Origin of the sequence: Vibrio sp. 10N.222.52.B7 (genome assembly GCF_041474275.1) — a bacterium.
Classification (GTDB): Bacteria; Pseudomonadota; Gammaproteobacteria; order Enterobacterales; family Vibrionaceae; genus Vibrio; species Vibrio crassostreae_C.
In genome coordinates, this window is record NZ_JBFRTU010000032.1 from 80,898 (window position 1) to 103,651 (window position 22,754).

Annotated in this window: 16 protein-coding genes; 13 read left to right on the forward strand and 3 right to left on the reverse strand. The window is 46.0% G+C overall.

Annotation, left to right across the window (positions count from 1 at the left end; translation table 11 throughout):
* Window positions 1–17: 17 nt before the first annotated feature.
* From AB4512_RS11210 to AB4512_RS11235, 6 genes are all read left to right on the forward strand, one after another.
* Complete coding sequence (locus AB4512_RS11210) at window positions 18–893, forward strand: carbohydrate ABC transporter permease (protein ID WP_137001154.1); 876 nt, start codon at window positions 18–20, stop codon at window positions 891–893.
* A 2-nt stretch (window positions 894–895) separates the two neighbouring features.
* Window positions 896–1,717: a carbohydrate ABC transporter permease gene (locus AB4512_RS11215; RefSeq protein ID WP_102553179.1), complete on the forward strand. Its 822-nt coding sequence runs from the start codon at window positions 896–898 to the stop codon at window positions 1,715–1,717.
* Window positions 1,717–2,202 (forward strand): hypothetical protein, encoded by a 486-nt coding sequence (locus tag AB4512_RS11220; RefSeq protein WP_137001153.1) that lies wholly within the window; start codon window positions 1,717–1,719, stop codon window positions 2,200–2,202. Before AB4512_RS11215 ends, AB4512_RS11220 begins: the two co-directional genes overlap by 1 nt.
* 3 nt (window positions 2,203–2,205) lie before the next feature.
* Entirely contained in the window at window positions 2,206–4,362 is a 2,157-nt protein-coding gene (locus AB4512_RS11225) for a glycoside hydrolase family 3 N-terminal domain-containing protein (RefSeq protein WP_372148601.1), read from the forward strand.
* Between the two features lie 222 nt (window positions 4,363–4,584).
* Window positions 4,585–8,628, forward strand: a complete 4,044-nt coding sequence (hrpA, locus tag AB4512_RS11230; RefSeq protein WP_372174916.1) for an ATP-dependent RNA helicase HrpA — start codon at window positions 4,585–4,587, stop codon at window positions 8,626–8,628.
* 143 nt (window positions 8,629–8,771) lie between these two features.
* Window positions 8,772–9,266, forward strand: a complete 495-nt coding sequence (locus AB4512_RS11235) for an outer membrane beta-barrel protein (RefSeq protein WP_274134781.1) — start codon at window positions 8,772–8,774, stop codon at window positions 9,264–9,266.
* 153 nt (window positions 9,267–9,419) lie between these two features.
* On the opposite strand, the gene AB4512_RS11240 is transcribed toward AB4512_RS11235, so the two are convergent.
* On the reverse strand, window positions 9,420–10,187 hold the full coding sequence (locus AB4512_RS11240; RefSeq protein ID WP_372174925.1) for a hypothetical protein: 768 nt from the start codon (window positions 10,185–10,187) through the stop codon (window positions 9,420–9,422).
* Window positions 10,108–10,881, reverse strand: a complete 774-nt coding sequence (locus AB4512_RS11245) for a hypothetical protein (protein ID WP_017070878.1) — start codon at window positions 10,879–10,881, stop codon at window positions 10,108–10,110. The genes AB4512_RS11240 and AB4512_RS11245 overlap by 80 nt, the downstream gene beginning before the upstream one ends.
* A 545-nt stretch (window positions 10,882–11,426) precedes the next feature.
* On the opposite strand from AB4512_RS11245, the gene AB4512_RS11250 reads away from it, so the two are divergent.
* The 7 genes from AB4512_RS11250 (at window position 11,427) to pheT (ending at window position 21,859) form a co-directional block, all read left to right on the forward strand.
* Window positions 11,427–12,212, forward strand: a complete 786-nt coding sequence (locus AB4512_RS11250) for a TetR/AcrR family transcriptional regulator (protein WP_004741595.1) — start codon at window positions 11,427–11,429, stop codon at window positions 12,210–12,212.
* A gap of 171 nt (window positions 12,213–12,383) precedes the next feature.
* Entirely contained in the window at window positions 12,384–14,846 is a 2,463-nt protein-coding gene (locus AB4512_RS11255) for an RND family transporter (RefSeq protein WP_372174917.1), read from the forward strand.
* Between the two features lie 44 nt (window positions 14,847–14,890).
* Window positions 14,891–15,697 carry an outer membrane lipoprotein-sorting protein gene (locus AB4512_RS11260; protein WP_136974813.1) on the forward strand — a complete coding sequence of 269 codons (807 nt, stop codon included), beginning with the start codon at window positions 14,891–14,893 and terminating at the stop codon, window positions 15,695–15,697.
* Between the two features lie 9 nt (window positions 15,698–15,706).
* The gene (locus tag AB4512_RS11265) at window positions 15,707–16,939 is read left to right on the forward strand and encodes a hypothetical protein (protein ID WP_372138746.1); all 1,233 of its coding nucleotides are present in this window, start codon (window positions 15,707–15,709) and stop codon (window positions 16,937–16,939) included.
* Window positions 16,940–17,141: 202 nt separating this feature from the next.
* On the forward strand, window positions 17,142–18,251 hold the full coding sequence (locus tag AB4512_RS11270) for a GGDEF domain-containing protein (protein WP_029235308.1): 1,110 nt from the start codon (window positions 17,142–17,144) through the stop codon (window positions 18,249–18,251).
* Window positions 18,252–18,469: 218 nt separating this feature from the next.
* Entirely contained in the window at window positions 18,470–19,453 is a 984-nt protein-coding gene (gene pheS / locus AB4512_RS11275; RefSeq protein WP_004734764.1) for a phenylalanine--tRNA ligase subunit alpha, read from the forward strand.
* Window positions 19,454–19,471: 18 nt separating this feature from the next.
* Window positions 19,472–21,859, forward strand: a complete 2,388-nt coding sequence (gene pheT, locus AB4512_RS11280; protein WP_372174918.1) for a phenylalanine--tRNA ligase subunit beta — start codon at window positions 19,472–19,474, stop codon at window positions 21,857–21,859.
* 62 nt (window positions 21,860–21,921) lie between these two features.
* Here pheT and AB4512_RS11285 read toward each other — a convergent pair whose 3' ends face one another.
* On the reverse strand, window positions 21,922–22,713 hold the full coding sequence (locus AB4512_RS11285; RefSeq protein WP_050643236.1) for a hypothetical protein: 792 nt from the start codon (window positions 22,711–22,713) through the stop codon (window positions 21,922–21,924).
* Window positions 22,714–22,754: the final 41 nt, after the last annotated feature.

The window sequence follows — 22,754 nt, forward strand, 5'->3', positions numbered from 1 at the left end:
TAGGTCTAAGTGAAACTATGAAAAAAGATAACCTCATAACCGGCTACCTGTTCCTTGCACCATGGATTGTGTACTTTGCGGTCTTTTTGATTTACCCGTTCTTCTTGTCGTTCGAGAGTAGCTTTCTAAGCGTAAACATCTTGATGCCAGAGAACACCAAGTTCATCGGTTTAACCAATTGGATTACGGTGGTGACGGACTTCTTGTTCTGGAAGTCGTTGTTCAATGTGGTGTTTAACCAAGTCATCTTCGTGACGTTGAGCTTCGTGATTGGACTGGGTTTGGCCTTGCTCCTCAACGAGATCAAATTTTTGTCGAGCATGTTCCGCACCATCATGTTCATTCCAGTGGTGACCTCGATTACCGTAGCTATGATCATTTTTGACTTCATATCAGGTCCTTCTGGTCCCATTCAAAATACCATGGTGGGCGCGAACCTCCTTTCAGAACCGGTGTTTTGGAAATTCGAAGAGTGGTTACCAATGCCTGTGATTGCGGTGTTCAGTGCATGGAAGTGGTTCGGTGTTCAGATGATCATTTTCCTTGGTGGTATCGCCAGTATCGACAAATCTCTGTTTGAAGCGGCTGACATTGATGGCGCATCGTGGTGGCGTAAGACCAAGAAAATTACTCTGCCGATGATCATGCCGCAGATCGTGTTTGTGATGACAATGAACATTATCAACGGCTTGCAGATGTTTATCGAAGTGTTTATGAACTTCGACTTAAACGGCGGCCCTTACCAATCGGCACTCACCCCTGTGCTCTACCTCTACCAAACCGGTTTTGAGCAGATGAAGATGGGTGAAGCTTCAACCATTGGCTTAATGCTCGCTTGCGTAATTTACCTGCTGACGATGATGCAGTTAAAAATCACCAGTAAGGAAGACTAATCATGAATGCTGATAAGAAAAAGAACCTACTGATTTACGGCACACTTTTGGTTGCCACCCTTATTGTGTTGTATCCGTTCTTCTACATGGTGATCAACTCATTTAAGACGGGCCCAGAGATCATGCACAGCCCGAACAGCTTGCCAAAAGAGTGGTCGTTTGCTGGCTACATCAAAGTGTTTGATTCAGTGAACTTGGGGAGAGTGTTCTTCAACACCATCTTTATCTCGGTCACTGTCACGGTACTGAACACATTATTCTCGTCGATGGTTGCTTATTCGATTGTCAAAACCAACTTACCTGGCCGCGAGTTTTGGCTGAAAGTGATTCTTGGCTCGATGATGATTCCAGCGATTCTGTTCACCATCCCAACCTACATGATGATGTACGAGTGGAATTGGATTAACACCTATCGTGTGCTGATCATTCCGGGGGCAATCAGTGCGTACAACATCTTCTTGATGGTGCAGTTCATGAAGCAGATAGACAATGCTTACTTGGAAGCGGCACGTATTGATGGTGCGAGTGAGATGCGTATCTTCTTCAAAATCATTCTGCCTATGATGCGACCAGCACTGGCAACGGTCGGTATTCTGACCTTCATGGGTGCATGGAACGACTTTATGGGGCCACTACTTTACGTACGAGACGAATCTCTGATGACGCTGCAGCTTGCGCTGTACAACTTTAAAACTGAAGTACCAGGAACCAACCTGGAGCAACTGTGGGCGATGACCACCATGATTGCGGTTCCTGTTGTGATTGTTTTTTTCTGCCTACAGAAGAACTTCATCAAGGCATTTACTGGCGTAGGGGTTAAGTAATGAAAGTATCGACAGGATATAAATTGTTAGCGTTGGCCTCGGTTATCTTTATCGCATATGGCTCCGCTTGGCTGAGAGCTTACTCACTATCGGAAAACTACTTTGCATACGCAGAGCAGCAATACAAAAAAGGTGAGCTGGTAACAGCGTTAAAAGGGATGAACAAACTCGAACTCAGAATTGAAGATGAGTATTTAGGTGGTTACCAGCAAGTGATTGAAACTTGGCGAAGCGCAACGCTTGGGCCTAAGCCAGACGCTTACTATCAGTCGTTAGAAAAGCCCGCATTGATTATTGAGCAACTTAACGAAAAGCAGTTAATGGAGTTCATCGAGATCTACGTTCAGCTTGATTCTCGATATGTGCCAACGGCGGCCGATCAACTGCGAAGCTTAGCGAAACAGTCTGGTAATGACGCGTTATACCAAGAGATGACCGAGTTTCTAACCGAAGCTTTCCCACGATACAAATTGAAAGAGATCTAATCGATGGCTCTATACAAAGACAGCTCTGTTAGCTACCAAACTAGAGCGCAAGATTTACTGTCTAAGATGACGCTTGCCGAGAAGGTGGGTCAGCTTTGCCAATCGCCAATGCTGGATTATGACGACAATAAGCAAGAATACTTGATGAAAGTGGAGCAGGGTGCGTATGGCTCGCGCATCCTTGCTGACACAGCGTGGGCGGGTAATGCGCCGGGTGAATCGGTTGATCCGCACCAGCTCAATGAGATCCAAAAAGTGGCGATGGAAAAAAGCCGCCTGGGGATTCCAGTGATATTCGCGCGTGACGTGATTTACGGCCAAAAGACGGTGCTACCAATTCCCCTGGCTCAGGCATGTTCTTGGAACCCCAAGTTGGTTGAAGAAGCTTATGAGTGCATCGCGGCTGAAGCGGCATCGCTAGGCATTAACTGGACTTTTGCGCCGATGCTCGACATTGTTCGAGACCCTCGTTGGGGCAGAGTGATTGAGAGTTCAGGTGAAGATCCGTACTTAACCAGTCAGTTTGCAAAATCAGTAGTGAAAGGCTTCCAAGGTGATGACCCTTCACAACCAAATAAGCTGGTGGCGTGTGCCAAACACTTTGTTGGTTACGGAGCGTCAGAGGGCGGTCGCGACTACGATACGACTGAATTGAGTGATAACACCTTGCACAATGTGCACTTGCCGCCCTTTGCCGCGGCAGTGAAAGCTGGCGTTGCAACCATGATGTCTGGATTTAACGACCTTGGTGGTACGCCGGTAACCGGATCTCGACCATTAATTCGAGACTGGCTCAAAGGCGAGCATAAGTTTGATGGCATGGTCGTCAGTGATTGGGGCTCTATTTCCGATCTGGAATACTTCCAAGTTGCGAAAGACCCATCTACAGCTGCGTTAAAGGCGTTGGATGCAGGTGTTGATATGGCGATGACTCACGAGGCATATGAAGACACTCTTGAAGACCTGGTGAAGAACAATCCAAGCTTACTAGAAAATCTAGATGAAGCTGTTTACCGCGTACTGCTTACCAAATTCCGCGCTGGTCTGTTTGAACGACCATATATCGACCCTGAACTGCATAAGAGCATGCTGGGCCTAGAAGAACATAAGGTCAAAGCGCTAGCTCTTGCAGAAGAGAGCATGGTGCTGCTTAAAAATGATGGTGACTTGCTACCACTGAACTCACAAGGCTTAACCATTTCTGTGATTGGCCCTCATGCTCATTCACAAAGACAGCACCTTGGTTCTTGGTGTTTAGATGGCAATGCGGACGACGTTGCAACGATTGCAGATGGCATCCAAGCAGCAGCGCCAGAGAACACTATAATTACTGATTCAAGCGCATTTAGTGATGACATGATGGAGTGTGCGCATCGAAGTGATGTAGTCGTGCTGTGCGTTGGTGAAAGCCATCGTCGAACGGGAGAAGCGCGCAATATTGCCGAGCTTGTTCTGCCACCGGGTCAAGAAGAGCTAATTGAAGCCATTGGAAAAACGGGCAAACCTTTGATTGTGGTGCAGTGTACTGGTAGACCCATACCGTCTCCTAAGATTGAGCAATACGCCCAGTCATTGGTTTATGCATGGCAAAGCGGTACAGAGACAGGGAATGCAATCGGTAACTTACTGTTTGGTCATAGTAACCCGAGTGGCAAGTTGACCATGACAGTACCAAGAAGCACAGGTCAAATTCCGATGTATTACGGTCGTAAGCCGATTGGAAAAATGCGAGCGTATCAAGAGTACATGCCATATAAGAATGAGCAAGATACACCGCTTTATCCATTCGGTTTTGGCTTGAGCTATTCGCAGTTTGAATATGGTAAGTTGACGGCTGTGACATCTGAAATTGCTGAGAATGAGAACCTGATTGTTGAAGTTGAGGTAGAGAATGTATCTGAAAGGGCAGGGCAAGAAATCATTCAATGCTATATATCACGTAAGGTATCTTCGACGACTCGCCCTCAACGAGAGCTAAAAGCATTTACAAAATGCTTTTTAAAAGGGAATGAACGTAAAACAATTAGGCTGACGATTTCAGCGGACGACTTAAAGTTCTATGGTTCTCAAGAGTGTTTTATGTATGAGGTTGGTGACATTGACGTCTACATTGGAGGAAGCAGTCTAGCGACCGAGTCGGTAACTGTTCATCTTGGGTAAACATTCAACTTAACGTAAATTGTTCGAAGGAAAGTAAAAGAGATTGGGTATAACCAATCTCTTTTTGTTTATACGTTGCGGTGTATCTGACTAATGTTGTACATGTTTAAACACTGTGCCTGAATAATTAAAACAACAGGCTAGGGTGGCTTTCCGTTCTATAGCCTAGCTCACTTGTGATATAATCGCGCGAGTTTAATAAGTACAAGAATAGGACACGCTTTGACTTCGTCTCCGGAAAAAGCAGATAACAACAAGAATGCAGCACAGCCAAGTTCTTCACAGAGCAAAGCGAAACCAAACCAAGCTGCATCGAAAAAATCTGCTGAACAATCAGCGAAAAACAACAAATCATCTCAGAATAGCCCAGCCTCTCTTCGTAAAGCGCTCAACGAATGTATGATACGCGATCGCTTCCGTTTGAGTAAGCGAATTGCTGGTGCGAGCAAAATTAAGAACGAACAAGCTAAGCACGCTGTCTTTGATGAGATTGCGTTAGACATTGCTAAGTCGATGATGACGGCAACTCAGCGTGCGGCACAGAAACCAACGATTGAATACCCAGAAATTCTCCCGGTTAGCCAAAAGCGCGAAGACATCGCGAAAGCCATCGCTGAAAACCAAGTGGTTATCGTGGCGGGTGAAACGGGTTCGGGTAAAACCACTCAGCTACCAAAAATCTGTTCTGAGCTTGGCCGCGGCCGCTTTGGCTTAATTGGTCACACTCAGCCCCGTCGTCTTGCGGCGCGTTCGGTTGCGAACCGTATTGCTGAAGAGATGGAAACACAGCTGGGTGAGTTCGTTGGTTATAAGGTTCGATTCAACGACCAGATTTCTGACAATACCCAAATCAAACTGATGACCGACGGTATTCTACTGGCGGAGATTCAACACGACCGTTTCTTAAATCAGTACGACACCATCATTATCGATGAAGCGCACGAACGTAGCCTGAACATCGATTTCATCATGGGTTACCTGAAAGAGTTACTGCCAAAGCGTCCTGATCTGAAAGTGATCATCACGTCGGCAACCATCGATCCAGAGCGTTTCTCTAAGCACTTTAACAATGCACCGATCATTGAAGTGTCTGGTCGTACTTACCCAGTTGATACGCGTTACCGCCCATTAGGTGGTGATGAAAGTGATTCAGACCGCGACCAAATCGAAGGCATCTTTGAAGCCGTTGATGAGCTGTGTGATGAAGGCCTTGGCGATATCTTGATCTTCATGAACGGTGAGCGAGAAATTCGTGATACCGCAGATGCATTAAGTAAACGCAACCTTCGTGATACCGAAATTGTCCCGCTTTACGCGCGTCTATCGGCGGGTGAGCAGAACCGTATCTTCCAGTCTCATACTGGTCGACGCATCGTTCTGGCAACTAACGTGGCAGAAACCTCGTTAACCGTACCGGGCATCAAGTATGTTATCGACCCGGGTACGGCGCGTATTAGCCGCTACAGCTATCGTACTAAAGTACAACGTCTACCGATTGAGCCAGTGTCTCAAGCGAGTGCAAACCAGCGTAAAGGTCGTTGTGGTCGTGTTGCAGAAGGTATCTGTATTCGTTTGTACTCTGAGGAAGATTTCGAGTCACGCCCAGAGTTTACTGACCCAGAGATTCTTCGTACTAACCTAGCATCGGTTATCCTTCAGATGACAGCGCTAGGCCTAGGCGATATTCAAGCGTTCCCATTTGTTGAAGCGCCCGATAAGCGCAACATTCAAGATGGTGTAAGGCTGCTTGAAGAGTTGGGTGCGATCGCCACCGTTGAACCGTCAGCGAACAAAAACAAGAACCACGGCGACGACAAGAAGAAGCTAACCGCGATTGGTCGTAAGCTGGCAAAACTGCCTATCGATCCACGTTTAGCGCGTATGGTAATTGAAGCGCCACGTAACCGATGCCTACACGAAGTGATGGTGATCGCGTCTGCGTTGTCGATTCAAGATCCGCGTGAGCGTCCATCAGATAAGCAACAATCGTCTGATGACAAGCACAAGCGTTTCTTCGATAAAGAGTCTGACTTCATCACGTTTGTGAACTTATGGGATTACATCAAGCAGCAGCAAAAAGCATTGTCGAGTAACCAGTTCCGCAAACAGTGTAAGCAAGATTACCTCAACTATTTACGTATCCGTGAATGGCAAGATGTGTACTTCCAAATTCACCAAGCAATGCGTGAACTGGATACTAAGTTGAATACAGAACCGGGCAGCTACGATGGCATTCACATGTCACTGCTATCAGGTCTGCTTTCGCACATTGGTATGAAAGACCAAGAGAAGAATGAGTATCAAGGTGCACGTAATGCACGCTTCCACATCTTCCCTGCGTCTGGCCTATTTAAGAAACAGCCTAAGTGGATCATGTCTGCGGAGCTGGTAGAAACCTCAAAACTTTGGGGCCGTGTTATCGCGAAGATTCAACCTGAATGGCTTGAACCGCTAGCGAAACACCTGATTAAACGCAGTTACAGCGAACCACATTGGTCGAAGAAACAAGCAGCGGTAATGGCACACGAAAAAGTGATGCTTTACGGAATCCCAATCGTACCTAAGCGCCTTGTGAACTACGGCGCGATTGATGCAACCGTCAGCCGTGAGTTGTTTGTACGTAGTGCATTAGTAGAAGGTGAGTGGGAAACCAAACACGCTTTCTTCAAGCAGAACCGTAAGCTTCTACAAGAAGTCGAAGAGCTAGAGCATAAATCGCGTCGTCGTGACATCTTGATCGACGATGATGAACTGTTCGATTTCTATGACCAGCGTGTGGGTGAAGAGGCGGTTTCTGGCCGTCACTTTGATACATGGTGGAAGAAGACCAGTCAGAAAACACCTGAGCTGCTGAACTTTGAAAAGTCGATGCTGTTCCGAGGCGATGCTAGCCACGTTACCGATCTGGATTACCCGAACTTCTGGCACCAAAACGGTATCAAGCTCAAGCTGAGTTACCAATTTGAGCCGGGCGACGATAACGATGGTGTAACGGTACACATTCCGCTGCCTATCTTGAACCAGATCGACCAAAACGGTTTTGATTGGCAGATCCCGGGTCTACGCCAAGAGTTAGTGATTAGCTTGATTAAGTCGTTACCTAAAACGCTACGCCGTAACTTTGTACCTGCGCCAAACTACGCTGATGCATTCTTGGCTCGCGTGACACCGCTTGAAGCACCGTTATTGGATTCTCTTGAGAAAGAGCTACGCCGCATGACGGGTGTGGAAGTGGTACGTGATGACTGGAAGTTAGACCAGATTCCAGAGCACTTAAAGGTAACATTCCGCGCTGTCGATCATCGCAAGCGTAAGCTGAAAGAACAGAAAGATCTGCATGAGCTGAAAGAGAGCCTGAAAGACAAGGTTCAAGAAACGCTTTCTAAAGTGGCAGACGACGACATCGAGCAGCAGAACCTGCACACGTGGAGCTTTGGTGAATTACCAAAAGTCTACCAACAGAAACGTGGCGGTTACGATGTTAAAGCCTTCCCTGCGCTGGTGGATACCAAAGACAGCGTAGAGATCAAACTGTTCGAAACCGAGCAAGAGCAGATCTCGGCAATGAAGTCGGGTCAGCGTCGTTTAATCCTGTTGAACGTGCCATCACCGATCAAATACTTGCACTCGAACCTGCCAAACAAATCGAAACTTGGTTTGTACTTCAACCCATACGGACAGGTTCTCGATTTAATCGATGACTGTATCGCTTGTGGTATTGATAAGCTGATTGAAGAAAAGGGCGGTTTGGTTTGGGAGCCAGAGCAGTTTGAAGCACTGAAAGAACACGTACGTGCAGAGCTGGGTGATACCGTAGTAGAGATTGCTCAACAGGTTGAAACCATCTTAACCACGGCATTCAGCATCAGTAAAAAGCTGAAAGGACGCGTGGATCTTTCTATGGCATTCGCACTTTCTGACATAAAAGCTCAAGTAGAAGGTTTGATTTTTAAGGGTTTTGCCACAGAATGTGGGTGGAAACGCTTGCCGGATATTCTACGCTATATGAGAGCGATTGAACGCCGCATGGAAAAACTGCCAATTGACCCGAACAAAGATCGTCTTCACATGATCAAAGTTGAGTCAGTAATGAATGATTACAAAGAACTGCTGAATAAAATTCCAAAAGGGATCGCGGTTCCAGAAAATGTAAAAGAGGTGCGTTGGATGATAGAAGAGCTTCGTGTAAGCTTCTTCGCACAGCAGCTCGGTACGCCTTACCCAGTATCAGATAAGCGTGTTAAAAACGCGATTGATGCTTGCTAAAGGAATAAAGCTAGACGCAATGGCAAGGTTTGGGTATAAATCTTGCTTATTGCATTACTAATTGAATAGTTATTACATACAGGGCGACTTGGTGGCAATTTATTACCACTCAAGGCCTGCCACTAGGACGAAAAAGGTCGAATATGAAAAAAACGTTATTGGCACTAGCACTACTAGGTGCATCTTCAACAGCAATGGCTGATTCTTGGTTGTACGGCGGTGTAATGGGTGGTCAAAACTCATTCGCTGGTGAAGATGAAAACGCGGTGGGCATCCACGTAGGTACAGGTATCCTTCCACTAATCGGTGTTGAAGCGGGTTACTGGGATCTAGGTTCTTTCGACAACGTTAGCTACGGCAACCGTGCTAAACAAGGTGTTGACGTAAGCACTGCTTACCTAGCGATCAAACCAAGCATCGACTTCGGTCCTCTTCACGTATACGCGAAGGGTGGTCTTCACTCATACGAAGTGAAAGGCGATAACTTCAAGCAAGACGATGTAGACGTAATGTACGCTGTAGGCGCTGAATACTTCATCTTCGGTCCACTATCTGTAGGCGCTAGCTACCAAAACTTCAAAATGAAAGATGACGACGCAGGCGTTTTCTCTCTAAACGCAACTATTCACCTACTGTAATCAATCAGTAAAACGATCGTAAATAACGGTCGGATAGTCGTTAAAGAGTTCGTTAGAATTCATAAAAAATGCCAGCTTGATAGCTGGCATTTTTGTATCTGTTAACCGGGTAATTGCAACTCTGTTTTCTTCTAACAGGCAGCGGGTAGACGGTTACTTTTTACTGTTCAGAATACGCTGGATTCTTGGGTTAATCGCTTTGCCGTGCTGGCTTTCGTACTCTTCACGTTTTAAATCGTTTAGGTTTTTCACTGAGTTAGCGGCAAGCAGGAATTGCGGCAACTCCGTTTCCAGCATGCCTTTCTCATCTAAACGTTTTGCTTCCAAGTAGTACTTCTTAAACAGACCATCCAGCTTGTTTTCAGCCGTACGCTTCAAGTCATACAGTTTGTTCTGAATCAGCCATTTTTCAATTTTGTTGGCAGCGGTGCGAGACAACACACGGATACGGCTATCCAGCAACTCTTCTTCAGTTAAAGAATCTTTCAGGATCCACAGCTCACCCATTTGCGGCGGCCAGCTGTTGCCAAGCTGAATACGTTCGTGGCAGTGCATTAAAACGCGGTTAAGGCCGTCTGAATCAACAGAGTTGGCAAACTCAATGAACTTACCGCTTGGCTCACTACCGTACTGATATTCCCACTGCGTTTCGTACACGCTCAAGAAAGAGCCGAACACGTGAATACACCAATCGGTTAGTTCCAGCTCTGCAGGATCTTGATCAACAACAGGTACTTGTTGAGACGCACCAGAATCCGCAGCTTGTGCAGCCGCTACATTAACTTCAGTGCTTTTTGCTTCAATTATTTCAGATCGTGCAGGAACGTCAGATACAGCAGGCTCAGAAGGTTGGCTTTTTGCCTTTTTGAATGAGCTGCTGCCTGAAGCGTTCAGATGGGCTAAGCTTTTGTCTATACCCATTTCCTTGAGCTTGTCCTGCATTTCCTGAATATTGAGAGGTCTTCTGCTGTTGTTGTCTTTCATTTTGCTTCTCGTTAACTAGCCAGTACTGCAGCTTGGATTCAATCCGAGATAATGGCATTAATTCATTGGCTTTGGCTTTATACCAGAGGACAAATTTCTTCCATACTAAACTATGGTCACCGGTCAAACCGGAGAATTTAAACGCACGTTCTGCCCATGATGGTATCTCTTCTTCGTTGAGATCATGAGTAGAGACGGTGTTGCTGTTCATTGAGCCTCGACCTTGTGGGCGAGGGGCCTGCTGCATATGTTGCATTGGTGCCGGAGCAGGCTGAAACTTAGGTGCAGGTGCAGGTGCAGGTGCCGTAGAGTAGACCGGAATACTATTGGTCGGTTGAACCTCAACGTGCGCCGCAGTTTGCTCTTGCTCAATGAGCATTTTGAAAACGTGAATCTCTTTTTTATCCCGATAATCTACTTTTACCTTATCGAGAAAACCTTGGTCGACTAAACACTTAAGACAGTCGGCTAAACCAAACGTAGAGAGAGCACAAAGTTGACCTGCTGTTTGTAGGCACACATTGGTGTAGCCGAATTCGTCAGCACCGTCTGCAAGCATCAATAAAACCAGCTTTTCTGCAGGGCTAGAAGTATTCACTTGCCAAGCTAAATAAGAATATTTGGCGCTCAATATCGTGTTCTCAAAAAAGGTAAGTCGTTGTCACTATTGTAAGTCACCCCTTACCGAATTTATAGCAACTTAACAGAAAACGGCATTAGTAAGCCAAATATTGACCATAAGGAGACGTCTGCCCCATAAAGTAAGCCTACAGTCATTCATTCTTGTGGTTTAAGCTAGGAATCATTGGGCATGAATACGCATAGCAGCTTAAAGTGCCTACATTCTTTGTTAGGTTAAGAATGCCCAATTCGCGTCCACATTCTGTTGGTCACAATACAGGTCTTCTTTTAAAGTCTTCTCTTTAGGTCAACTATTGATGATTTTCTTAGCTATATCCCATTTATTCTCTTTCCATTCACAAAATGTATTTAATTTATAAAACCCCTTGATATGATCAATACTTGCGCTATTATGACGATAAGTCAGAAATGACGAAGCGTCACAAAATGGTTAACTACATGAATTTACTATTCGTGTTAATATATTGGATAGGAGTGTTTTAAATACTGGCGAAGCTTAGATAACGGCTAAGCTCATATACGGACTAAAAAATTATGTTTGGCTTTGGTTGTAAAGGCGATAAACAAGGTATCTTTGGTTGCAAAGGCGTGTTGTCTAAAAAGCAGCAGTCTATTGCAGACCGAGAAGTAGAGTTGATGTTGTTAGCAAAAGATCTGGTTCGAGAACAAGGGTTCGGAAACCTCACGATGGACAAGCTAACGGCAGCGAGCTCTTATTCTAAAGGTACGATATACAATCACTTTTGCAGCAAAGAAGACGTCGTTTTAGCGTTATGTATTCACTCTCTCAAGACAGAAGCAATGATGTTTGCTCGCTCTGGAGAGTTTGAAGGCAACACACGTGAAAAGATCGTCGCATTGCACGTTGCTTACCGAATCTATGCTCGCATGGAACCGGTACTATCAACCTGTGCGATCATGGCTAAAAGCCCGTGGGTACTAGAGAAAGCGTCTAGTGCACGCGTCGCCGAGATGAATGAACTGGAAGAGTTGGTGATTGAACAATGCGACTCTATGGTTAACCAAGCGGTAGAAGCGGGTGACCTAAAGTTCTCTTCTGGCGTTGGCTCAGATGCCATCGTTTTTGCTAACTGGTCAATCGCATTTGGTTCAAATGCCTTGTCACAGAACGCATCAAACAGTCATTGTATTAAGCGGTTACAAGACCCGTATTCAGTATTACACAACGCGAACATGATTCTAGACGGCCTAAATTGGCAGCCCCTTTCTAGTGACTGGGATTACCGCAAAACTTGGCGTCGTGTAGAACAAGAACTGTTCAGTGAAGAGATCGCTTACTTAGAGTCTGTAGGTCGATAGCTTCCGTTAAGCCCACACATGTGGGTTTATTAATAACCATTTTTGACGATTCGTCACAAACTTGAGACTGACCGACTGTGGTTGCTGTTTTCTTGAGTGTTTGACTAAGCATTGTGTCTTTTGTCAGCTTCGGCTGGCTTTTTATGACACAAATATGACGAATCGTCACAAATGGAGACTGTGATGAAACATGACAGCCAGAAGCCCACGTTCGATCAGCAAAACCGAGATAACCCTAATGCTGATAGCGCAAACACAGATCTAAACAGTTGGCACTCAATACCTACCAAGCGTTCGTTTATCGTTCTGCTGGTGGTGTTTTCAATCATCATTCTCTCTGCATTAGGGGCTAAGAACCTCTACTTTAGAGGGGACTACAACATCTTCTTCGAAGGCACCAACAAGCAGTTGATGGCGTTCGATGAAATCCAAACCACCTTTGCAAAAACCGACAACCTTGCGATTGTTGTCGCACCTGAAGATGGCAATGTCTTCACCCCTGAAACTCTCACCCTGATTCAAAATCTCACGGTTGATGCGTGGCAGATCCCGTATTCAAGCCGTGTCGATTCCCTTGCTAATTATCAGCACACCGAAGCCATTGAAGATGATCTTTTGGTAGAAGACTTGCTGTATGAAGAGTACGAACACACACCAGAACGCATCGCCAAAGTAAAACAGATCGCCCTTAACGAGCCGTTGCTTAAGAATGCCTTGGTGTCGGCCTCTGGCGATGTGACGATTGTGAACGTCACCGTGCAACTGCCAGAAGTGGACAAAACCGCAGAAGTGCAAGAGGTGATTGCGGCAATCAATACCATGATCGGCAAGTACCAAGCTCAGTATCCTAATGTCGAATTCCATAAAGCGGGCATCATAGCCATGAACAACGCATTTATGACTTCGGCTCAAGAAGACAGCTCAACGCTCGTTCCCTTGATGCTGTTGGTGGTACTGGTGTTCCTGACCTTTATGCTGCGCTCGTTCTTTAGTGTGGTGGCGACGCTCATTGTGATCATCTCTTCGATTGTTGCCACCATGGGATTGTCTGGTTGGGCAGGGATGTTCTTGAGTACCGCAACCGTGAATGTGCCAACCTTGGTTTTAACTTTGGCGGTGGCCGATTGTGTTCACGTGATTGTGACCATGAGACAAGCTATGCAGCGCGGTATGGAGAAAGCACAAGCCATTCAATACAGCATCAAGCTCAATGCGATGCCGATTCTGATCACCTCGGTGACCACTGCGATTGGTTTCCTGATGATGAACATGTCGGACTCACCAGTGCTGCGTGATTTCGGTAACTTGTCGACACTGGGTGTACTTATTGCGTGCTTCTTGTCTGTGACTATGTTGCCAGCGTTGCTAAAACTGCTGCCAGTCAAACGCCTACCTGCCAACCCTAAGGCGGCAGACAAAGTCACCTTCATGGATAAGCTGGGCGATTTTGTCGTAACTAACCGTAAAGCACTGCTGCCGATTTCTACGCTAGTGATTGTTGGCGCTGCCGCGTTAATTCCGCTCAACAAAGTCAACGATGAATCGGTGAAGTATTTCGATACCTCAAGTGAATTCAGACAAGCGGCCGACTTCATGGAAGAGACCGTAAGCGGCATGACAACCCTCAGTATCGCAGTGAAAACTAACGAGTCTCAAGCGATTGCTGATCCTGTGTTCTTGCAAGCGATTGGTGACTTTACTGAGTGGCTACGTGTTCAACCAGAAACCGACCATGTCGCCACGCTTTCTGATGTTTACATGCGTTTGAACAAGAATATGCATGCCGACGACGACAGCTACTACAAGCTACCGCTGAACCGTGAACTTGCCGCGCAATATCTGCTGCTTTACGAAATGTCTCTGCCGTACGGCTTGGACTTGAACAACCAGATCAACGTCGATAAATCATCGATCAAAATGGTACTCACCGTCGATAACCTTGGCAGCGTTGAGCTAGTCGAACTCGAAGAGCGTATTTACTCATGGTTTGCAGCCAATGCACCGCAATATGAAGTGGTGGCTTCGAGCCCGTCACTGATGTTTGCTCATATTGGCGAAACCAACATGGCGAGCATGCTATCAACTTTGCCTATCACCCTAGTGCTTATCTCTGGCTTGATGATCTTTGCATTGCGCTCGGTTCGCTTAGGCATGATCAGCCTAGTGCCCAACATTGCGCCTGCGATCATTGGCTTTGGTTTATGGGCGCTTATCTCAGGTGAAATCAACCTCGGTTTGTCAGTCGTGGTCACGCTCACGTTGGGCATCGTGGTTGATGATGCGGTGCACTTCTTGAGTAAATACCAGCGCGCAAGAATCGAAGGGAAATCAGCAGAAGAAGCGGTTCGATACGCTTTCCACACCGTAGGTCGCGCTTTGTGGATCACCACTGTTGTGCTAGTGGCCGGTTTCTCTGTACTGGCGATGTCGAGCTTCAGACTCAACTCCGACATGGGCTTACTCAGCGCGATTGTGATTTTCATTGCGCTGGTGGTCGATTTCATCTTGCTACCAAGCTTACTGATGATCTTCGACAAACAGACCCACTATTCAGCTAAAACTCAGCACGAATCAAAGCCAGATACCAAGTCGCAGCCTAGATCGACAGCCGAACTGACTACTTCGACCAAATAAGGAAACGTCGGCCTGCTGCGGTGGGCTGACTCAAGGAGATATTTATGAAAAGCGTTAAACAAACATTCGCTACTACATTACTTACTGTTAGCTCGTTGGCACTGAGCACATTCGCCGCTTTCCCAGCATTAGCAGACCCAGCGAAAGGCTTAGAAATTGCCGAACAACGCAAAGCCGTCGATATGGGGTGGGGCGATTCTGTCGCGACCATGGAGATGCTACTTCGCAACAAACAGGGCGAAAGCAGTACACGTCTGATGCGATTGAAATCTTTGGAAGTCGATGACGATGGCGACAAAGGCTTAACCATTTTTGATGAACCACGCGACGTAAAAGGCACGGCTTTCCTAAACCATTCGCACATCACCAAATCCGATGACCAGTGGTTGTATCTTCCTGCACTCAAGCGTGTAAAACGCATCTCTTCACGCAACAAATCTGGCCCGTTTATGGGCAGTGAATTTGCGTATGAGGACTTAAGCTCGTTTGAACTTGAAAAGTACACCTTCAACTACATTGAAGACGCGAAACTGGAAGGCGTAGACACCTTTGTTTTAGAGCAAGTACCGACCGATAAAAACTCAGGCTACACCATGCAAAAGGTATGGCTAGACCAACAGCACTACCGCCCAATGAAAGTTGAGTTTTACGACCGCAAAGGCGCACTGCTTAAAACTCTATCGTTCCAAGATTACAAACAGTACCTAAACCAATACTGGCGCGCACACACCATGGCGATGCAAAACCATCAAACAGGCAAAAGCACCGTATTAACCACGACAGATTTAGTGTTCCAGACCGGTCTTAAAGACAAGGATTTCCAAAAGAACACACTAAAACGTGCGAAATAAGGCAGGAATATGAAAAGGATTGTGGCAACAGGAACCCAATTATCCTTAACCTTGGCGGCGACCGTCGGGCTTATGCAGGTGTCGTTGCCTTGTGTGGCGGCAGGCTTTAGCTCTGAGTTCGTAGAACAGGTCACCCCGGAGCTAGCAGGGCAGGTTAACCTTGAACATAGGCAGTTCTTTAGCGACGGCTTACAAGGGCAAGACAAAGGACAAAGCTCACTGGTGTTGCAGCCAGAGTTTTACTGGGAGCAACAAGAGGGCAACGGCAGCATTACCTTCACCCCGTTTTATCGCCTAGACAGTGAAGACGATGAACGAACTCATGGTGATATTCGCGAAGCCTTGTATCTCTCTTACTGGGACGACTACGAACTGCGAGCGGGTGTTGGAAAGGTATTTTGGGGCGTAACCGAATCGGCGCATTTAGTGGATGTGGTAAACCAGACCGATGCCATTGAATCGGTCGATGGCGAATCCAAGTTAGGTCAGCCTATGGTGCACTTCACCTCGATAAAAGAGTGGGGCACCATAGACGCCATGTTACTGCCGTATTTTCGTGAGCGTACCTTCGCAGGCGAAGACGGTCGATTAAGGCCAACCGTGCCAGTATCGGACGATGCGCTTTACGAATCTTCACGAGAAGAAAAACACGTTGATGTGGCATTGCGTTACAGCCAAATGTACGGTGATTGGGATGTCGGTTTAAGTTATTTAGGTGGCACAAACCGCGACCCTTATTACCGTGTGGAAGGCAATCAACTCAAGCCATACTACGCCCAAATGCAACACTTCGGATTGGATGTGCAAGGCATTATCGGAGACTGGTTATGGAAGCTAGAAAGCATTTATCGCGACAGCTACGACAACCACACAGGCGTAGTCACAGGCTTTGAATACACTTGGGTTGGAGCGCTTGAATCGTATTGGGACATCGGCTTCATCGCTGAATACCTGTATGACAGCCGAGGCAACAATGCCCAAACCATCGGCCAAAATGATGTGTTCCTTGGGGCACGTTTCGCTTTGAACGATGAAGACGGCACCGAAGTGCTTACTGGTATCACTCAAGACTTAGATAACAGTGATGTCTACAGTGCCAAGCTAGAGGCATCGAGCCGTATTAACAACAATCTCAAGTGGCGACTGAATGCTTGGTTGTTTGAGAACGAAACCCCAGAGGACTTGTTGTTCTTCGCACGCAAGGATGACTTTGTTGAGATGGCGTTGGAATATTATTTCTAATGTTAGCTTCGTGGGGCGTTCCTGTTGGGGGGGACGTCTCAAATTTAAGATGAGCCATATTTAGAATGTTCAAAGTCGTCTTTTTATAAAGTGGATCAAACAATCGAATAAACCTACAGGTAAAATGGTTATATTTTTTCAGTATCTATAACCTCCGAATATGCATGTAAATCGTGCTGGTGGTATCGGCCTTAAGGGATTTATGAATTCATTTAATTGGGATAAAAACTTTGAAACAGGCATTGGTGTTGTAGATGAACAGCATCAATATCTTGTTGGTATTATCAACCACTACGGAAATCTGTTGTCAGAGAACACTATCTCTATCGACGACATAAACGTCGCTTTACTCGATCTCACATGTTATGCCGAATTTCACTTTAAAGAAGAAGAATCTTTGATGAGAGATTGCGGTGTGTATGAGCGACACATTGAAGAGCATATCAAAGTGCATCGTGTATTTATGCAAGATATCTACAGTATGCAAGCTTTCATCATGGAAGAAGATCAGTCGTCAGCACGGCAGTTACTTGATTTATTGATCCACTGGCTTGCTTACCACATCCTCGGCATCGACCAAAACATGGCGCGACAAATGACCGCGATAGAAGAGGGCGCGACACCTCTGCAAGCCTTTGAAGCGGAAGAAAAGCAGCAAGATTCTGCGACTGTCCCGCTGTTGGCTGCGCTTAACGGCCTGTTTGAACAAGTCTCTGAACGAAACAAACAGTTGTTACGCTTCAACCAGTTACTCGAAGATAAAGTTGAGGAACGTACGGCAGAATTAAAACGAGCGAATAAGAGACTTGAAGAACTGTCATTAACCGACTCTCTTACTAATTTGCATAACCGTCGTAGTGCTTTTAAACAGTTAGCGCTGCATTGGCAAGACTCCAAAGAACTGGGCATGCCTTTAGTGTGTATTATGATTGATGCCGACCACTTCAAGCGCATTAATGACACCAGCGGCCATGATGCAGGCGACTTGGTGCTACAAACCCTCTCGCGTGAACTGAAAAACACGTTCCGTAATGATGATATTGTTTGCCGGTTAGGTGGCGATGAGTTCTTGGTTATTTGCCCAAACACCGACCTTAAAGGTGGGATGTACATCGCGGAAACCGCTCGACAGAAAGTGTCTGAATTAGAGGTTGAAACCAGTCATCAAGTTTGGATTGGCAGTATTAGTGTCGGTGTCGCTGAAATGACCCAAGAATTCGAAACCATGAACGAATTGATTAAAGCGGCGGATGAGTCCGTCTATTTAGCAAAAAACGCAGGGAAGAACAGCGTTTGTTCTATTCAGATCTAGCCTTCAGGTCATTTCCAAATTAAGAAGTGGAACCTGTAATTGTTCCACTTCTTCCTACTCCTCATTAATATCCTGTTAAATTTGCCGTGTTTTTAGGCAATAACTTGTTCTTTTAGCGATTCAATTTGGCATTGGTTGCGTGTTTGATTACTATGTGTAGCTATCTAAAAAAACTAATCATCCGATACGGACACTACCAACTGGTAGATGAGGAAATGATGCAACATCTAGAAGAGATCATTGCTAATGCAACGACTGCTATTGATACAGCAGATTCGTTAGTCGCACTTGATGAAGTGCGAGTTCAGTATTTAGGTAAGAAGGGTGAACTAACTCTTCAACTACAAAGCCTAGGTAAACTTCCACCTGAAGAGCGTCGCACTGCTGGTCAAGAGATCAACAAAGCGAAAGGTGCTGTTCAACAAGCGATCGCAGCTCGCAAAGACGCACTACAACGTGCAGAGCTTGAAGCGAAACTAGCTGAAGAAACTATCGATGTGAGCCTACCAGGTCGTCGCATTGAGAACGGTGGTCTTCACCCAGTTACACGCACAGTTGAGCGTATCGAACAGTTCTTTGGTGAGCTTGGCTTTAGCACTGAGTCTGGCCCTGAGATCGAAGATGCATTCCACAACTTTGATGCACTAAACATCGCAGACGATCACCCAGCTCGTACTGATCACGATACTTTCTTCTTCAACCCTGATCTAATGCTACGTACGCACACTTCTGGTGTTCAAATCCGTACGATGGAAAACGGCAAACCGCCATTCCGCTTCATTGCTCCGGGTCGTGTTTACCGTAACGACTACGATCAAACTCACACGCCAATGTTCCACCAAGTGGAAGGTATGTTAGTTGATGAGAACGTAAACTTTGCACAACTTAAAGGCATTCTTAACGATTTCCTTTGTAACTTCTTTGAAGAAGAAGTTGAAGTGCGTTTCCGTCCTTCATTCTTCCCGTTCACAGAGCCTTCAGCTGAAGTTGACGTGAAACGTAAAGATGGCAAATGGCTAGAAGTTCTAGGCTGTGGCATGGTTCACCCTAACGTACTTCGCTCTGTTGGCATCGACCCTGAGAAATACTCTGGTTTTGCATTCGGTATGGGTGTAGAGCGTCTAACGATGCTTCGTTACGGCGTAAATGACCTTCGTGCGTTCTTCGAGAACGACCTTCGTTTCCTTAAACAATTCAAGTAATCCGGGGCAGTCAAAACTATGAAATTCAGTGAATCTTGGCTACGCGAGTGGGTTAAACCTGCAATTAACAGCGAAGAGCTAGCTCACCAAATCACTATGGCTGGTTTGGAAGTTGACGATGTAGAACCTGTTGCTGGTGAATTCACCGGCGTTAAAGTAGGTAAAGTGGTTGAGTGCGGTCAGCACCCAGACGCAGACAAACTACAAGTTACAAAAATTGATATCGGCGAAGAAGAACTTTTAGACATCGTATGTGGTGCATCTAACTGTCGTCTTGGCCTAACTGTAGCAGTAGCAACAGTTGGCGCAGTACTTCCTGGTGACTTCAAAATCAAGAAAGCAAAACTACGTGGCGTTCCATCGCACGGCATGCTTTGTTCTTTCTCTGAGCTAGGTATCGACGTAGAGTCTGACGGTATCCTTGAGCTACCAGAAGGCACAACGCTAGGTATGGACGTACGTGAGCTTCTTGAGCTTAACGACGTAACTATCGACGTAGACCTAACAGCAAACCGCGCAGACTGCTTCAGCATCCGTGGCCTTGCTCGTGAAGTTGGCGTACTAAACCGCGCAGACGTTACAGAGCCAACAGTTGAAGCTGTTGCAACAAGCATTGAAGACACAGTATCTGTTGAAATCAAAGCAACTGATGCTTGTCCACGTTACCTTGGCCGTGTGGTTAAGAACGTAAACGTGAAAGCGGAATCACCAATCTGGATGCAAGAAAAACTGCGTCGTTGTGGTATCCGTTCAATCGACCCAGTTGTAGACATCACAAACTACGTGATGCTAGAGCAAGGCCAACCAATGCACGCATTTGATCTTGCTAAGATCGAAGGCGGTATCGTGGTTCGTCTAGCAGAGCAGGGCGAAAAGCTAACACTTCTAGATGGCAACGAAGCTGAACTAAACAGCAACACGCTTGTTATCGCTGACCACAACAAAGCACTAGCAATCGCTGGTATCTTTGGTGGTCAAGATTCAGGTGTGACTACTGAAACTACAGACGTACTTCTTGAAGCAGCATTCTTCGCACCGGATCACATCCGTGGTCGCGCACGTGCTTACGGCCTTCACACAGATTCTTCTCTACGTTTCGAACGTGGTGTTGATTCAACACTTCAAGCAGCAGCAATGGAGCGTGCAACACAGCTTCTAGTTGAAATCTGTGGTGGTGAAGTTGCGCCAGTAAACGGCAGCGAATCTGAAGCTGATCTACCAAAAGCAAACGTAGTTGCTCTACGTCGCGCTAAGCTAGACAGCCTACTAGGTCACGAAATCCCATCTACAGACGTAGTGGAAATTCTTACTCGCCTAGGTTGTGAAGTTGAGACTACGGACGCAGGTTGGACGGCAACGTCTCCATCTTGGCGTTTTGATATCGCAATCGAGCAAGACCTAATTGAAGAAGTAGGTCGTATCTACGGTTACGATAACATTCCAAACCAAGCGCCTAAAGCGGCACTTAAAATGAATGACCACAAAGAAGCTGACCAACCGCTTAAGCGCGTTCGTGACCTTCTTGTAGACCGTGGCTACCACGAAGCAATCACATACAGCTTCGTAGAACCAGAACAGCAAAAACTTGTTGTACCTGGTGTTGAGCCGCTAATCCTGCCATTCCCAATCTCTGCGGACATGTCAGCAATGCGTCTTGGCCTAATTCAAGGTCTTCTAAACACAGTTGTTCACAATCAGAAGCGTCAACAGTCTCGCGTTCGTCTATTCGAATCAGGCCTACGTTTCATCCCTGAAGAAACAGCTGAAAACGGCATGCGCCAAGAAATGATGCTTGCGGGCGTTATCTCTGGTACTCGTGGCGAAGAGCACTGGGACATTGCAACTAACACTGTAGATTTCTTCGATCTTAAAGGTGACCTAGAAGCCGTTCTTGAGCTTTCTGCAAACGAAATCGCATACAGCTTCAAAGCAGCTAAGCACCCAGCACTTCACCCAGGTCAAACTGCGGCTATCGTAGTAGACGGCAAAGAAGTGGGTATCATTGGTACTGTTCACCCAGAACTAGAGCGTAAGTTTGGTCTTAACGGCCGCACTATCGTATTCGAAATCGAATGGGCAGCTATCAACACTCGCGTGCTTCCAGAAGCAGTCGCTGTATCTAAGTTCCCTGCAAACCGTCGTGATATCGCCGTTGTTGTTGATGAAGCAGTTGCTTCTGGCGACATCGTAGAAGCGTGTATCGCTGCTGGTGGCGAATTCCTAACTGGCGCTAAACTGTTCGACGTATACGTTGGTCAAGGCGTTGAAGAAGGTAAGAAGAGCCTAGCTATCGCACTTAGCCTACAGTCTGTAGAGCGCACACTTGAAGATGCAGACATCGCTGGTTCAGTAGATGCTATCGTAGCTTCAATCTCAGAGAAATTCGGCGCAGCACTTCGCGACTAATCTCTTCTGATAGATAGAAAAATCAAAGGCCTCGCATTGCGAGGCCTTTTTTGTTGGAATTGTTAGTTATTAGATGTTTGATTGACTTTAAGATCCTGTTCTTTTTGAAGCATGGTGGAAATAAATCCATTAATGGTTTCAGAACCACCTCCTAAATTATTATAAACACCTATAACTCGCGGGGTAATATGTGTGTCGTCATCGTACATTTTGGCCTTCATCGTTCCCAATGCCAATATTGCATTCTGAATTGTTGTGGAACTAATCTCACTCGGCATTGGCATTATTGATGAAATGCTCTCACCACTAATCCCTAAAGTTTGTATAACCATAGAACCAGAGATCTGTTTTGACTCTGCCGCAGCTCCTAAAGCGAAAAGGCTTCCAAGGTTAATTTTCCCTTTGTTCACCTTAATATTTGCTGTCATTCGTAAGCCTATACCAATATAAGTAGGTACAATTACATTGGCCTGATTACGATCTTTTGTAAGGCTTGCTGACTTCTGACCAAAATCATCGCTCGTTACAATGACGGGTAAGGCATTCGTATTAAACTTCATATAGTCGAGTATTACTATGTAGCTGTTTCCTGCTACGCCAACGGTTGCAGGCCCGTAAGTTAAGCTTCCTTTTGAATCAAGTTCTCCTATAGCGATTCGCATAGTTTCGTCTGGTAAGGATTCTAACAACTCTTGGTTCGTTGGCGGCTTACCGCTCGTCGCAACAATATTTACTGGCAATGGGTCTAGTGGGTGGTAACCATAGTTACTTTTGTTGTTGTCGATAGGTATACCGACACTAGAGCAACCTGTTGCTATGAGTGTAGTTAAAATAAATGTGTAAAAATATTTCATCAGTACTCCTCAACGTATTCTAGCATTGTGACGCTTATTGA